A 13,014-nucleotide genomic window follows, 5' to 3' on the forward strand; every position below is an offset into this window, starting at 1 on the left:
TCATTCCTTCGGACAGTAGAGGCGGTAGAGCAGCGCGAGGATCTGCAGCACGGCGGGGTCGACCACGCTGTAGAAGATGTTCTTGCCTTCGCGGCGCGTCTGCACCACGCCTTCGTTGCGCAGCACGCCCAGTTGCTGCGACAGCGTGGGCTGGTGGATGTCGAGCGCCTGTTCCAGGTCGCTGACGCACATCTCGCCTTGCGAGAGCTGGCACAGCAGCAGCAGGCGCTCGGGGTTGGCCAGCAGCTTGAGCACGCCGACGGCCTGGCCGGCGGCGCCGCGCAGGGCTTCGGGATCGATGACGGGGGCGCGAGGCATGGATGTTCAGTCTGTCTTTTGATAGTATATCGATAAATATAATGTAGATCGATCGATCCAGACCGTCACGAGGGCACCGCATGACCGCACGTACTGCCACCGAAGGCTTCTTCGACCCGCGTACCGGCACCATCTCCTATGTGGTGTGGGACACGGCGAGCCGCCACGCCGCGGTGATCGACCCGGTGCTGGGCTTCGACGTGAAGTCGGGCCACACCGACACCAAGGCGGCCGACGAATTGCTCGCCTTCGTCGCACGCGAAGGCCTGCAGGTCGACTGGATCCTCGAGACCCACGCGCATGCCGACCACCTGTCGGCCGCACGACATGTGCAGGCGAAGGTCGGTGGCCGCATCGGCATCGGCGCGAACATCCGCACGGTGCAGTCCACCTTCGGCAAGCTCTTCCATCTCGAAGCGGGCTTCGTGCCCGACGGCAGCCAGTTCGACCATCTGTTCGAGGACGGCGAGACCTTCCGCATCGGCGATGTCGAGGTCGTGGCCCTCTGGGTGCCGGGCCACACGCCGGCCGACATGGCGTATCGCGTCGACGGCTCGGTGTTCGTGGGCGACACGCTCTTCATGCCCGACGTGGGCAGCGCCCGCGCCGACTTCCCCGGCGGCGATGCGCGGCAGCTGTATGTATCGATGCGGCGCCTGCTCGCGCTGCCACCCGAGACCACGCTCTATGTGTGCCACGACTACCCGCCGGCCACGCGCGCGCCGGCCTGGCAGACCACGGTCGCCGAACAGCGCGCGGCCAACATCCATGTGCGCGACGGCATCGATGAAGAAGCGTTTGTGGCCATGCGCACCGCGCGCGACGCGACGCTCGAGGTGCCGTCGCTCATCCTGCCGTCAATCCAGGTGAACATCCGTGCCGGCCACTTCCCGCCGGCCGACGACAACGGCGTGGCCTACCTGCGCATTCCGCTGAACGCGCTGCCCTTGCACAGCACGCCCGGCGGGGCGGAAGCTCAGACGCCGAGGTAGCGCGTCCAGAGCCCGCGGTCGGCGTCGAGCGCAGCAGAGTCGCCCGCCCACACGACGCGACCGCGTTCGAGGATGAGGTGGCGGTCGGCCAGCGGCAGCAGGCGCTGCACGTACTTGTCGACCACCAGGATCGCTTCGCCCTCGGCCTTGAGCGTGGCCAGGCAGCGCCAGATCTCCTCGCGGATGACCGGCGCCAGGCCTTCGGTCGCTTCGTCGAGGATCAGCAGCTTGGGGTGCGTCGACAGCGCGCGTGCGATGGCCAGCATCTGCTGCTCGCCGCCCGAGAGCTGGTTACCGGCGTTGGCCTTGCGTTCGCCCAGGCGCGGGAACAGGCCGTACAGCGCATCGACCGTCCAGCGTGGCGCCTGCTTCGTCGCGCCGGCACGGGGCCGCGCGAAGGCGCGCAGGTGCTCGTCGACGCTCAGGTTCGGGAACACATGCCGGCCTTCGGGCACGATGGCCACGCCGCGGCGGCCGATGGCGTCGGGCCGCGTGCCGCCGATGTCGGCGCCCTCGAAGCGCACGCTGCCGCGCAGTGGCTTGAGCGTGCCGGTCAGCACCTTCAGCAGCGTGCTCTTGCCCATGCCGTTGCGCCCGAGCAGCGCCATCACCTCGCCGGGCTTCACGTCGATGTCGATGCCGAACAGCACCTGGCTCGCGCCGTAGCCGGCCTCGATGCCGGTTGCTTCGAGCAGCTTGCTCATGAATGTCCCTCTGCTTCGGTGCCCAGGTACACGGCCTGCACGTCCGGGTGGCCGCGCACCTCGTCGGCGGTGCCGGTCATCAGCACCTTGCCCTGCACCAGCACCGTCAGGCGCGTGGCGAGGCGGAACACCGCGTCCATGTCGTGTTCGATCAGCAGGATGGCCATCTCGCTGCGCAGCGACTCGATCAGCGCCACCATGCGCGCCGATTCGTCCGGCCCCATGCCCGCCATCGGCTCGTCGAGCAGCAGCAGCTTGGGTCGTGCGGCCAGTGCCAGCGCCACGTCGAGCGCGCGCTGCGCACCGTGCGGCAGCGTGCCTGCGATGCGATGGCGTTCGCTCGCGAGGCCCACGCGCTCGGCCAGGGCTTCGGCTTTGGCGACGAGTTCGGCCTCGTTCGCACGCGGCGCCATGAAGCGCAGGCTGCTGCCCGCGTGCGCCTGCACTGCGAGCATCAGGTTGTCGTGCACCGTCTCCTTCGCGAACACGCGCGTCACCTGGAAGCAGCGCGACAGGCCGGCGCCCACGCGCTGATGGTCTTTCAGCGGCGTGATGTCGTGCTCGCCGAGCCAGATGCGGCCGGCGTCGGCCTTCAGCAGGCCGGAGATGAGGTTGACCAGCGTCGTCTTGCCGGCGCCGTTGGGGCCGATGAGCGCATGGATCTCGCCCGCGTCGACCGTCAGGTTCACATGGTCGGTCGCCAGCAGGCCGCCGAAGCGCTTGACCAGGCCTTCGATGCGGAACAGGCTCATGCTGTCACCGCTTTCTTCTTCCTGGACAGCGCAGCGAGACCCTTCGGCGCCCACAGCGCGACCGCGATCAGCAGCAGCCCCAGCGGCAGGTGCCAGTACTCGCTGTACTGCTTGAGCACCTCTTCGAGCAGCAGCCATACGGCGGCACCCACCGGCCCGCCCCAGCTGCGGCCCAGGCCGCCGATGACGACCATCACCACCAGCGTGGCTGACTGCGTCCAGTGCATCGCACCCGGGCTGATGAAGCCGTTGCCGCCGGCCAGCAGTGCGCCCGCAAGTCCGGCCACCGCGCCGGCGATGGCGAAGGCCACCAGCTGGATGCGGAACACCGGGTAGCCCAGCGCACGCATGCGCGTCTCGTTGTCGCGGATGCCCATCAACGCATGGCCGAAGCGCGAGCGCGTGGCGCGGTGCATCCACCCCAGCGCGAGCGCCACCAGCACCAGCACCACCCAGTAGAAGGTCGATTCGTTGGCGAGGTCGATGCCCAGGCCCAGCGTGGGCCGCGCCGGCAGCGTGTAGCCGTCGTCGCCGCCATAGGTGCGCAGCGACACGGCGATGAAATACAGCATCTGCGCGAAGGCCAGCGTGGTCATGATGAAGTACACGCCGCGGGTGCGCAGGGCCACCGTGCCGATCAACGCGGCGACGAGGCCGGCGACCAGGGTGGCCATCAGCCACAGGATCCAGGCCGACATCACGCCGGCATCGGCGAAGGCCACCACCGTGTACGCGCCCACGCCGATGAATCCCGCGTGCCCGAGCGCCACCATGCCGCCGAAGCCGAGGATGAAGTTCAGGCTCGCCGCGGCCAGCGCCATGATCAGCACGCGCCGCACGAAGCCGATGTAGAACTCCATGCCGAAGAGCGGCGCGACCAGCGGGAAGGCGGCGAGCGCGACCAGAAGCATCAGCGGGAAAATGAAACGGGCTTTCATGCGCGGGCCGAGAAGAGGCCCGAGGGCCGGAAGATGAGGACCACCACCATCAGCGCGTACATCGCGACTTCGGCGAAGAGCGGGCCGAGGTCGGCCGCGGTGGCCGGTGGCAGCGTGGCGCGCAGCAGCATCGGCAGGAAGGCGCGGCCGATGGTGTCGACCAGGCCGACCAGCAGCGCGGCCACGAAGGCACCGCGCACCGAGCCGATGCCGCCGATGACCAGCACCACCAGCGCGGGGATCAGGATCTGCTCGCCCATGCCGACCTGCACCGCGACGATCGGCCCCATCAGCGCGCCGGCCAGCGCCGCGAGCGCCGCACCCAGCAGGAACACGCCGTTGAAGATGCGACCCACGTGCACGCCCATCAGCTCGGCCATCGGCCGGTCGGATGCACCGGCGCGCACCCGCATGCCGACGCGCGTGTGGTTCACGAGCAGGTAGAGCGCCAGCGCGACCCCCACGCCGGCTCCGAGGATGACCAGGCGGTAGGCGGGGTAGGGCAGGCCGTCGATGATCTCGATCGGGCCGCTCAGCGCGGCGGGCGTCGGCGCCATCACCGGCGACGGCCCCCAGATCATCTTGACGATGTCGTCGGCCACCAGGATCACGCCGAAGGTCGCCAGCACCTGCGCGAGGTGATCGCGCTTGTACAGCTGGCGCATCAGCAGCACTTCGAGAAGCGCCGCGACGAACACGGTGACGATCACCGCCAGCGCGATGGCCGCGACGAACGACCCGCTCTGCTGGTGCGCCTGCGCCGCGACGTACGCGCCCGACATGAACAGCGAGCCATGCGCCAGGTTCAGCACGTCCATGATGCCGAAGACCAGCGTCAGGCCCGCGGCCAGCAGGAACAGCATCAGCCCGAAGCCGAGGCCGTTGAGCAGTTGCTCAAGAAAAAGAATACCGGTCATGAATCCTGACGGCCGTTGAACGATTCGGGTTGTTCGTGGAACACCGCGGAACCGGCTTTGCCGGGCCGCTGGTGTTGCCCCCGGAAGGGGGAAGGCGAAGCGACACGAAGTGCGCGAAGCCCCGGGGGAGAGCCTATTTCAGCGGGCAGTTGGCGGCGTAGGTGTCGCCGTAGTTGGTCAACAAGGTGCTCACCGTCTTGTTCGTGATCTTCCCTTGCGCGTCCTTGCCGATCACGCGCAGGTAGAAGTTCTCGATGGGGAAATGGTTGTTCGCGTACTTGAAGCTGCCGCGCGTCGACGCGTAGTTGGCCTTCTTCAGGGCGGCGATCACGGCTTCGCGGTTCTGTGCGTTGCCGCCGGCCTGCTTCACGGCGGCGTCCATCGCCAGGATCACGTCGTAGGCCTGGGCGGCGTACACCGACGGGTAGCGGCCGTTGTATTCCTTCTTGAAGGCGTCGACGAAGGCCTTGTTGGCGGCGTTGTCCAGGTCATGCGCCCAATGCGAGGTGTTGAACAGGCCCAGCATCGGCTCGCCCACGGCGCCGATCACGTCTTCGTCGGCCGAGAAGCCGCTGGTGACCAGCGTGATGTCTTTCGACAGGCCCGCGCCCACGAACTGCTTGATGAAGTTGATGCCCATCGCGCCGGGCAGGAAGAAGTAGATCGAGTCGGGCTTGGCCGCGCGGATCTGCGCGAGCTCGGCGGCGTAGTCGATCTGGCCGAGCTTGGTGTACAGCTCGTCGGCCACCTGGCCCTTGAACTGGCGCTTGGCACCGCCCAGCGCGTCTTTGCCCGCCGGGTAGTTGGGGGCGATCATCACCATCTTCTTGAAGCCGCGGTCTTGTGCGAACTTGCCGGCGGCCTCGTGGAACTGGTCGTTCTGGTAGGCCGTGCCGAAGAAGTAGGCGTTGCACTGCGCACCGGCAAACTGGCTGGGGCCGGCGTTGGACGACAGGTACGGCACCTTGGCGGCGAACAGTGTGGGGCCGACGGCGATGGCGATGTTCGAGCCGATCGGGCCCGAGAACAGATCGATCTTGTCGCGCTGGATCATGCGGTCGACCAGCTGCTTGGCCTGGTCGGGGCTGCCGGCCATGTCGGCCTGGACGAACTCCACCGGCTGGCCGCCGAGCTTGCCGCCCAGCTGCTTGATGCCGAGCGCGAAGCCGTCACGGGCCTCTGCGCCCAGGGCGGCGAAGGGGCCGGAAATGTCGAGCGCCAGACCCACCTTCACGGGGGCGGCCAGTGCTGCACCGGCCACGCCGAAGGCGGACGCGAGCATCAGGGAGCGCAGCGTGCGGGACAGGACGGTCGCGACGGGCGGCTGGGTGGACTTCGAGCGCATGGAGGACTCCGGTTAGGTCAGGTTGGCACCACTTCGATGCATGTGGCCCCGGCATTGTGCGGGCCACTTCATTCACAAGTAAATACTTTATGTCTGAAGCATCTGGTGTCAATCGGGCTTGCACGAACAGTGCCAACCCGAATACCTGCTAGGGCGCCGAGCCGCGCCGTGGGCGCGATCGGCGCCGGCGCGCAGCGCGCGACCGACGCCTCGCCCGTCCGGTCAGCTGCTCTGGCAGCTGAAGCTGTCGGCCGAATTCAGGTCGCCGCTGCCCTTGTACTTCGGGAAGGTCGGGTACTTGCACAGGGGGCGCGTCTGCACGGTGGCCTGGGTCGTCGGGTCGAGCTTCTTGGCCACGATGCTCTGCGCCGAAGGCTTGGCGCCGCCTTCTCGCCATTTCGACACGGCGTCCACCAGGTCGACGGTGTCCGGGCCGACCCCGCCGGCGCAATGCTGAACGCCCGGCTGGAGGAAGAACTCCATCGAGGCATCCCGCGTGGACGCGCCACCGACGGTCGTCGCGACATCGTTGAAGTACTTGATCGACCCCTTGTAGCTGATGGCCCAGTCATGCGTGCCGTGGACGAGGATCATCTTGCCGCCCTGGCCGAAGAAGGAACGAAGGTCGGGCGTCGCGTCGAGCGTGGTGGCGGCCAGCCGCAACCCCGACGTGTAGATCTCGGGGTCGAAGGTCAGGACGTTGAAAGCCGGATCGCCGGTGACCCAGTACTTCACCAGGCCGCTGCCGAACTGGAACTGGAGGCCGGTGCCGCCGACCGCGGAGCCGGTGACCCACAGCGGCCAGCCCAGGTCTTCGCCGCCCGGTCCCCAGCCGGGGTAGACGCTGGTCCCGTCCGCGCGCTTGAGCTCCGAATAGATCGTGTTGGCCGTCGTGATCTGCGCGTCGGTCAGGCAGGTGTCCGCGTCGCCCGAGGCGCATCGCAGCACCGCCGGGTTGAAGGTGCAGGCGGCCTGGTTGCTCACGATGCCATCGGCCGCACCATCCAGTGCGTCGCACTGCGCGGTGACGGTCTTGCCGATGAGCGTGGCCTTCGCGTCATTGATCTGTCCGCCCGGCGCGGCGAGCGCCTTTCCGTTTGCCACGAAGGCCTGGAACAGCTCGGTGAACGAATACGCCGGCGCGCGCACGACGATGCCGTCGAAGTCGTTCGGAAAGCGGGTGGCTTGAATTAGCGCTTCGCGGCCCCCGTTGGAGCAACCTTCGAAGTAGCTGAACTGTGCGTCGGTGCCATAGCGCTGGCGAACGATCTCGTTGCTGACCTCCTTCACCGAGTGGATCGAGAGGTAGCCGAAGTCGGCTTGTGCGGTGGAGTTGTTCAGGAAGACCGACGCGTCGAGGCCATTGCCTTGTCGCCCGCCGTCTGAGGCCACGAGGACGTAGCCGCCCGTCGAGCCACTCGGAGAGCTGGGAACGATGTTGATGCTGCCGTCCCAGCCGCCGCCGCCTGCATACAGCAGCTTGTTGTTCCAGACGGTGGGCAGGTGCAGCTCGAAGTTCAACGTGCTGTGCAGCGTGCCCGTCACCTTGCAGTACTCCGCGGACGCTGCGCTGGCTGCGATCAGGCTGGCGTCGTTGATCGACGCGCCGCCCAGCGACGTGCCCGCGAACGCCTTGCACTTGTCGCCCGCCGATGCGACCGGCGCTGCAGGCGGTGGCGCAGATCCCGATGAATCGCTTCCGCCACCGCCGCCACAAGCCACCAGCAAGAACGGAATGCTCAGCAGGGCCGCACGGGCCCGCGAGAGAGGGTTTCTCATGATTTGTCTCCTGTTTGTACAGCCGCCTAATCAGGCCGCCGCGAGCGGTGCCTGCGAAATGGATGCTAGGCACCGAGGCGGCAAAAGAAAGTCCTTCAAATGACAAACCACGTGCAGACCATCGAGATGTTGCGAGCGGCTGCCTGGGCCCAGGGTCTCTCCGACGAGGAGTTCGGGCGGGTCCGGTCGGAGACGGTGGACCGCTTCTATTCGGCGGGCGAGGTGGTCTGCCGCAAGTCCAGCCTGGCCACGCACTGGATCGGCGTGGTCGAAGGCATGCTCAAGGTGGACATCCTGTCCGCCGACGGTCGCAGCACCACGTTGAGCGGCACCTCCGTGGGCGGATGGCTGGGCGAGGGCTCGGTGCTCAAGCGCGAGCAGCGACCCTACGAAGTGGCTGCGTTGCGCGACAGCCGGGTCGCACTGGTGCCAAGCCACACCTTCCACTATCTGCTGGAGAGCAACCTGGCGTTCTGCCATTTCATGATCAAGCAGCTCAACGCGCGGGTGGGTCAGTTCATCGCGCTGGCCGAGAGCTACCGGATGCACGACCTGAGCTCCAGGGTGGCGCACTGCCTGGCCGAACTGTTCAATCCGCAGCTGAACCCCCATACCGATCCGATCCTCCAGATTTCGCAGGAGGAGATCGGTCGACTGGCAGGGATCTCACGTCAGCATGCGCACCGCGCCTTGCACGAGCTCGAGGACGCCGGGCTGGTCTGCATTGCCTACGGCAGCATCGGTGTCGTCGACATCGACGGCCTGCGGGCCTATGCGCGCGAACACAGTGAATGAGTGCCAAGGCACGTGCCGTCAGCCCCGGCGCCACCGCCCGCCGAACATCACGACGGCCAGCGCCATCACCACGCACGCACTGCCCGCCCATTGCCAGGCCGACACCGTTTCGCCCAGCGCGAGCATGCCCGCCGCCAGCCCGATCACCGGCACGCCGAGGCTGAAAGGCGCCACGCGATTGGCTGCATGGCGCTTGAGCAGCCAGGTCCACATCGCATACGCCGCGACGGTCGCGAACCAGCCGAGGTAGGCCACGCCGGCCCACGCGCCGAGGCTGGCGTGCGTCCATTGCCAGCGCGTGGCGGCGGGCTCGAAGCACCACGCCATCACCGCGAAGGGGACGATGGGCACCAGCGACATCCACACCACGAAGCCCAGCGGGTCGTAGCCCGGCTGCGACTGCTGCGCGCGCCGCACGATGATGTTCGACACCGCCCACATCGACGCGGCGCCCAGGTTCAGCAGCAGGCTCAGCAGCGTGATGCCCCCGCTGCCACCGCCGAGGTTCACCGCGAAGCAGGCCAGCCCCGCTGCGGCCAGCACCAGCCCCGCGCGCAGCGGCCCGCTGAGCCGCTCGTGCAACAGGATGATGCCCAGCAGCGTGGTGAAGAACACCTGCGTCTGCATCAGCACCGACGCCAGGGCCGCCGTCATGCCCATCTGCAGCGCCACGAACAACAGGCCGAACTGCCCGAGCTGCGCCAGCCCGGCCGGCAGCAGCCAGCGCCACGACAGCGCCGGCTTCCTGATGAAAAGCAGCAGCGGCAGCACTGCGAACACGTAGCGGAAGGTGCCGAGCTGGAAGGGCGTGAAGTCGCGCAGCGAGAACTTCATCGCCACGAAGTTGAGCCCCCAGATCACGACCACGCCGAGTGCGGCGAGCAGGTCGAGGCCCATCAGGGGCGCTTGCGCAGTCGCCGATGGCCGTGCGCGCATCAGAGCACTTCGTCGCGCAGCTGGTACCAGCGGTACAGCAAGCGCTGGCCGACGCGGCGGAAGGGCGCGGCCCACTCGCCCTGGGCGGGGAACGGCAGGGGGCTGTCGTAGATGGGCAGGTCGAACATGGCGTCATCATGCCCTGCCATGCGCTGCGCCAGCCGCCGCCCCGCATGCGCCGAGAACGACACGCCGTTGCCGCCATAGCCCAGCGCGTAGAACACGCTCTGCTTCGCGTCGGGCTGCACGATGCGCGGCATCATGTCGTGCGCCACGTCGACCCAGCCCCACCACGAGTAGTCGATGGGGATGCCCTTGAGCGCGGGGAACTTGCGCTCCAGCCCGGCGACCAGCAGTTGGTAGTGCGCGCCGCGGTGCGCGTCGGCGCCGGTGATGGCGCTGCGGCTGCCGATCTGCACGCGCCGGTCGGGCAGCAGGCGGTAATAGAAGCGCAGCGTGCGCGTGTCGGTGATGGCTTCGTGCGTGAGGAAGTTCGTCGCCTTCAGCTCCGCGTCGGTGAGCGGCCGCGTGACGATCGAGTTCGACAGCACCGGGAACAGGCGGTTCTTCAGCGTCGGGTGCAGGCCGGGCGCGGTGTACGCACCCGTCGCGATGCCGACGGCGCGGGCACGCACCGTGCCGCCGGGCGTCTTCAGGTGGTGCACGCCGTTCTTGGTCTCCCAGCCGATCACCGGGCTCGACGGATGCACGCGTGCGCCGCCGGCGCGTGCGCGCTTGAGGTAGCTGTAGGCCAGCTTGAGCGGGTGCACGCAGATGCCTTCGGGCTCGTGCATGGCGCCGTGCGCATCCTGGTCATTGCAGTAGTTGCTCCGCACTTCGTCGGCCGTGAGCATGCGTGCGTCGTAGCCGAACTGGTCGCGCATCACGCGCGTCTCGTTCTCGAGGAAGGCCATCTTCTTCGCGCGGTGCGCGATGTACAGGTGGCCGCCGCCCTGCGGCTCGCAGTCGGCCGTGGCGACCAGATCCTTGAAGGTCTGGAAGCCATAGCGGATCTCGGCGTCGAGCCGCTTGGCCGTGGCCAGGCCCCAGCGCTCGATCCACTGCGAGCGGTAGAGCCGCCCGCTCGCGTTCTGCCCCTGCCCGCCGTTGCGGCTGGTGCAGCCCCAGGCCACGCGGTTGGCTTCGAGCACCACGGCCTTGATGCCATGTTCTTCCGCGAGGAACAGCGCCGTCGCCAGCCCCGTGAAGCCCGAGCCGATGATGACCACGTCGGCATCGATGTCGCCCGCCACCGGGCCGTCGTCGTCGGGTGCCGGGCCGGCGGTGGCGGCCCAGTAGGTCGGTGCGTAGTCGCGGTTGCGGCCGGGCCCGTCGGACACCAGCGGGTCGTACGCCGGGTCGTAGGGCGCGAAGAGTTCGCGGGGCGTGGTGATGCTCATGGCGGTGTCCGGGGTCAGAGCGGCGGCAGCGCGGGGCGGGCCTTGCGGAACACGTTCTTCACGAGGATCTTCCCGTCCTTGAAGGTGAACAGGTCGACCCCGTCGGATTCGCTGCGCGTGCCGTCGAGCGCGGTGCCGGTGAAGGTCCATTCGGACATGCCGCGGTCGCCCATCACCAGGTGCTTGCCGTTGCGCCATTGCGCATCGGGGAAGTTCGTCCACGCCGCGGCGAAGGCCTTGGCCACCGCCTCGTGCCCGGTGTGACGCGTGCCGAAAGCCTCGGGGCCGGCGGCGGTGTCGAACACGCAGTCGGCATGCATGAAGGACATCAGCGCGGGCAGGTCGTGGCGGTTCCATGCGTCGGAAAACGCGGCGAGCATGTCGGTGGTGACGGCGGTGGCGGGGGTGGTCAAGAGGCTTCCTTGGAAGGGTCGGATCTGTGTAGCGAACGGCACGCAAACTGCATCTGTATGCGAGTGATCAAAGGTTAAGCTCCGCCCCTTCCGACCCATAGAGCCAGTCCGCCCCCATCGTGAAAGCCAGACCCATCACCGCATGCACCATCGACGTCCGCGCGCCCTCTTCGGGTGCGTGCGCACGCCAGGCGCGACGCGAACGATGAGCGCGCTTCCACCCGCGTCGAGCCCGCTGTGGGCTCAGCTCTTCATGCTGGACGACAACACCCGCCTGCCGTTGCAGGCGCGGCTGCGGCTCAAAGTGGTCCAGGTGATCCTCGACGGCCGCCTGGCCCCCGGTGCGGCGCTGCCGTCGTCGCGCGACCTCGCGCAGGCGCTGGGTCTGAGCCGCAACACTGTGACGGCCGTGTACCAGCAACTGGTGGACGAGGCGTATCTGGAAGCGCGCCCGCGCTCGGGCGTTTTCGTGCGCCACGGCGCACGCCCCGCCGCCATCGCCGACCCCGCGCACATCGTCGACCCCTTCAGCCGCGAAGGCGCCGCGAGCGGCACGCCGCCGCAGTGGGGCACGCGCGTGCTGCGCTCGCTGACCGACCAGCCCACGTTGTCGAAACCCGACCGCTGGCGCGAGGTGCCCTACCCCTTCGTCTATGGCACGCACGACGCGCAGTTGTTTCCCACCGAAGACTTCCGCGAATGCTGCGTGCGCAGCCTGGCGCGATCGCAACTGCCCCACTGGACGCCCGACTTCGAGACCGACGACGTGCCCGACCTCGTCGAGCAGATCCGCACGCGCCTCTTGCCCAAGCGCGGCGTGTTCGCGCGGCCCGAAGAGATCCTCGTCACCGTCGGCGCGCAGCACGCCTGCTACCTCATCGCCGAAGCGCTGTTCGACCGCCACACGCGCGTCGGCTTCGAAGAGCCCGGCTACCCGCATGCGCGCAACACCTTCTCGCTGCGCACGTCGCAGATCATCGGCGTGCCGGTCGACGAAGAGGGGCTGGTGGTCGAGTCGCTGCCCGCACTCGACTACATGTTCGTCACGCCATCCCACCAGAGCCCGACCACGCACACGCTGAGCCTGGAGCGCCGCCAGTGGCTGTTGCGCAAGGCCGCGCTGCAGGACTTCGTCGTCATCGAAGACGACTACGAGGCCGAGAACCTCTACGCCGGCGAACCCATGCCCGCGCTCAAGAGCCTGGACAAGACCGGCCGCGTGATCTACATCGGCTCGCTCAGCAAGAGCCTGTCGCCCGCCATGCGGCTCGGCTTCATCGTGGCGCCGAAGGAACTGGTGAGCGAACTGCGCGTGCTGCGGCACGCCATGGTGCGGCACCCCAGCGCCTTCCTGCAGCATGCGTATGCGCTGTTCCTCTCGCTCGGTCACCACGACTCGCACGCGCGCCGCGTGAACCAGGTGCTGGCGCAGCGCATGGACGCCGCCATGAAGGCACTGGCCGAGCACCTCCCCGAATTCGAATGCACGCCCGCGCAGGGCGGTGCGTCGCTGTGGGTCAAGACGCCCGACTGGCTCGATGGCGGTGCGCTGGCCGTGCGGGCGCGCGAGCACGGCGTGCTGATCGAACCCGGCGACGTGTTCTTCGCGCAGCCGCCGCGGCCGTGTCCGTATTTCAGGCTGCGGCTGTCGTCGATCGATGTGGGGCAGATCGAGCCGGGGATTCGGGCGTTGCGGGAAGCGGTGCGGGGGACGGGGCGATAGGT

The 13,014-nt window shown here is 68.2% G+C and carries 13 protein-coding genes; 3 read left to right on the forward strand and 10 right to left on the reverse strand.

Annotation, left to right across the window (positions count from 1 at the left end):
* Positions 1-318 (reverse strand): metalloregulator ArsR/SmtB family transcription factor, encoded by a 318-nt coding sequence (locus ACSFA2_RS10400; protein ID WP_435455251.1) that lies wholly within the window; start codon positions 316-318, stop codon positions 1-3.
* A gap of 80 nt (positions 319-398) precedes the next feature.
* On the opposite strand from ACSFA2_RS10400, the gene ACSFA2_RS10405 reads away from it, so the two are divergent.
* On the forward strand, positions 399-1,310 hold the full coding sequence (locus tag ACSFA2_RS10405) for an MBL fold metallo-hydrolase (RefSeq protein ID WP_435455252.1): 912 nt from the start codon (positions 399-401) through the stop codon (positions 1,308-1,310).
* Here ACSFA2_RS10405 and ACSFA2_RS10410 read toward each other — a convergent pair.
* The 6 genes from ACSFA2_RS10410 to ACSFA2_RS10435 all read right to left on the reverse strand — a co-directional run bounded on the left by ACSFA2_RS10410 (position 1,295) and on the right by ACSFA2_RS10435 (position 7,745).
* Positions 1,295-2,005 carry an ABC transporter ATP-binding protein gene (locus ACSFA2_RS10410; protein WP_435455503.1) on the reverse strand — a complete coding sequence of 237 codons (711 nt, stop codon included), beginning with the start codon at positions 2,003-2,005 and terminating at the stop codon, positions 1,295-1,297. The two genes, ACSFA2_RS10405 and ACSFA2_RS10410, sit on opposite strands and share 16 nt — an antisense overlap.
* Before the next feature lie 5 nt (positions 2,006-2,010).
* Entirely contained in the window at positions 2,011-2,766 is a 756-nt protein-coding gene (locus ACSFA2_RS10415) for an ABC transporter ATP-binding protein (RefSeq protein WP_435455253.1), read from the reverse strand.
* Positions 2,763-3,704, reverse strand: a complete 942-nt coding sequence (locus ACSFA2_RS10420; protein WP_435455254.1) for a branched-chain amino acid ABC transporter permease — start codon at positions 3,702-3,704, stop codon at positions 2,763-2,765. The genes ACSFA2_RS10415 and ACSFA2_RS10420 overlap by 4 nt, the downstream gene beginning before the upstream one ends.
* Positions 3,701-4,621, reverse strand: a complete 921-nt coding sequence (locus tag ACSFA2_RS10425) for a branched-chain amino acid ABC transporter permease (protein WP_435455255.1) — start codon at positions 4,619-4,621, stop codon at positions 3,701-3,703. Before ACSFA2_RS10425 ends, ACSFA2_RS10420 begins: the two co-directional genes overlap by 4 nt.
* A 133-nt stretch (positions 4,622-4,754) precedes the next feature.
* Positions 4,755-5,903 (reverse strand): ABC transporter substrate-binding protein, encoded by a 1,149-nt coding sequence (locus ACSFA2_RS10430; RefSeq protein WP_435455504.1) that lies wholly within the window; start codon positions 5,901-5,903, stop codon positions 4,755-4,757.
* 285 nt (positions 5,904-6,188) lie between these two features.
* A complete protein-coding gene (locus ACSFA2_RS10435; RefSeq protein ID WP_435455256.1) occupies positions 6,189-7,745 on the reverse strand; it encodes a tannase/feruloyl esterase family alpha/beta hydrolase in 1,557 nt (518 codons plus the stop codon).
* Between the two features lie 99 nt (positions 7,746-7,844).
* On the opposite strand from ACSFA2_RS10435, the gene ACSFA2_RS10440 reads away from it, so the two are divergent.
* Positions 7,845-8,540, forward strand: coding sequence for a Crp/Fnr family transcriptional regulator (locus ACSFA2_RS10440; RefSeq protein ID WP_435455257.1), 696 nt, complete (start codon positions 7,845-7,847; stop codon positions 8,538-8,540).
* An 18-nt stretch (positions 8,541-8,558) separates the two neighbouring features.
* Here the strand turns inward: ACSFA2_RS10440 and ACSFA2_RS10445 are convergent, their stop codons facing one another.
* Genes ACSFA2_RS10445 through ACSFA2_RS10455 form a run of 3 tightly spaced genes read right to left on the reverse strand, consistent with a single transcriptional unit; the run spans position 8,559 to position 11,256 of the window.
* The gene (locus ACSFA2_RS10445; RefSeq protein ID WP_435455258.1) at positions 8,559-9,476 is read right to left on the reverse strand and encodes an EamA family transporter; all 918 of its coding nucleotides are present in this window, start codon (positions 9,474-9,476) and stop codon (positions 8,559-8,561) included.
* Positions 9,476-10,876 carry an NAD(P)/FAD-dependent oxidoreductase gene (locus ACSFA2_RS10450; protein WP_435455259.1) on the reverse strand — a complete coding sequence of 467 codons (1,401 nt, stop codon included), beginning with the start codon at positions 10,874-10,876 and terminating at the stop codon, positions 9,476-9,478. Before ACSFA2_RS10450 ends, ACSFA2_RS10445 begins: the two co-directional genes overlap by 1 nt.
* Positions 10,877-10,890: 14 nt before the next feature.
* On the reverse strand, positions 10,891-11,256 hold the full coding sequence (locus tag ACSFA2_RS10455; protein ID WP_435455505.1) for a nuclear transport factor 2 family protein: 366 nt from the start codon (positions 11,254-11,256) through the stop codon (positions 10,891-10,893).
* Between the two features lie 238 nt (positions 11,257-11,494).
* Here ACSFA2_RS10455 and pdxR point away from each other — a divergent pair, with 238 nt between their 5' ends.
* Positions 11,495-13,012, forward strand: coding sequence for a MocR-like pyridoxine biosynthesis transcription factor PdxR (pdxR, locus tag ACSFA2_RS10460; RefSeq protein WP_435455260.1), 1,518 nt, complete (start codon positions 11,495-11,497; stop codon positions 13,010-13,012).
* Positions 13,013-13,014: the final 2 nt, after the last annotated feature.

The organism is Variovorax cryoconiti, from assembly GCF_051216395.1.
In the GTDB taxonomy this organism is placed as follows: domain Bacteria; phylum Pseudomonadota; class Gammaproteobacteria; order Burkholderiales; family Burkholderiaceae_C; genus Variovorax.

Bases quoted from the DNA above. Each gene is read 5' to 3' on its own strand.
- ACSFA2_RS10425 (WP_435455255.1), bottom strand. From the start codon at position 4,621: ATGACCGGTATTCTTTTTCTTGAGCAACTGCTCAACGGCCTCGGCTTC.
- ACSFA2_RS10450 (WP_435455259.1), bottom strand. From the start codon at position 10,876: ATGAGCATCACCACGCCCCGCGAACTCTTCGCGCCCTACGACCCGGCG.
- ACSFA2_RS10415 (WP_435455253.1), bottom strand. From the start codon at position 2,766: ATGAGCCTGTTCCGCATCGAAGGCCTGGTCAAGCGCTTCGGCGGCCTG.
- ACSFA2_RS10420 (WP_435455254.1), bottom strand. From the start codon at position 3,704: ATGAAAGCCCGTTTCATTTTCCCGCTGATGCTTCTGGTCGCGCTCGCC.
- ACSFA2_RS10430 (WP_435455504.1), bottom strand. From the start codon at position 5,903: ATGCTCGCGTCCGCCTTCGGCGTGGCCGGTGCAGCACTGGCCGCCCCC.
- ACSFA2_RS10405 (WP_435455252.1), top strand. From the start codon at position 399: ATGACCGCACGTACTGCCACCGAAGGCTTCTTCGACCCGCGTACCGGC.
- ACSFA2_RS10445 (WP_435455258.1), bottom strand. From the start codon at position 9,476: ATGCGCGCACGGCCATCGGCGACTGCGCAAGCGCCCCTGATGGGCCTC.
- ACSFA2_RS10455 (WP_435455505.1), bottom strand. From the start codon at position 11,256: ATGCTCGCCGCGTTTTCCGACGCATGGAACCGCCACGACCTGCCCGCG.
- ACSFA2_RS10400 (WP_435455251.1), bottom strand. From the start codon at position 318: ATGCCTCGCGCCCCCGTCATCGATCCCGAAGCCCTGCGCGGCGCCGCC.
- ACSFA2_RS10440 (WP_435455257.1), top strand. From the start codon at position 7,845: ATGACAAACCACGTGCAGACCATCGAGATGTTGCGAGCGGCTGCCTGG.
- pdxR (WP_435455260.1), top strand. From the start codon at position 11,495: ATGAGCGCGCTTCCACCCGCGTCGAGCCCGCTGTGGGCTCAGCTCTTC.
- ACSFA2_RS10435 (WP_435455256.1), bottom strand. From the start codon at position 7,745: ATGAGAAACCCTCTCTCGCGGGCCCGTGCGGCCCTGCTGAGCATTCCG.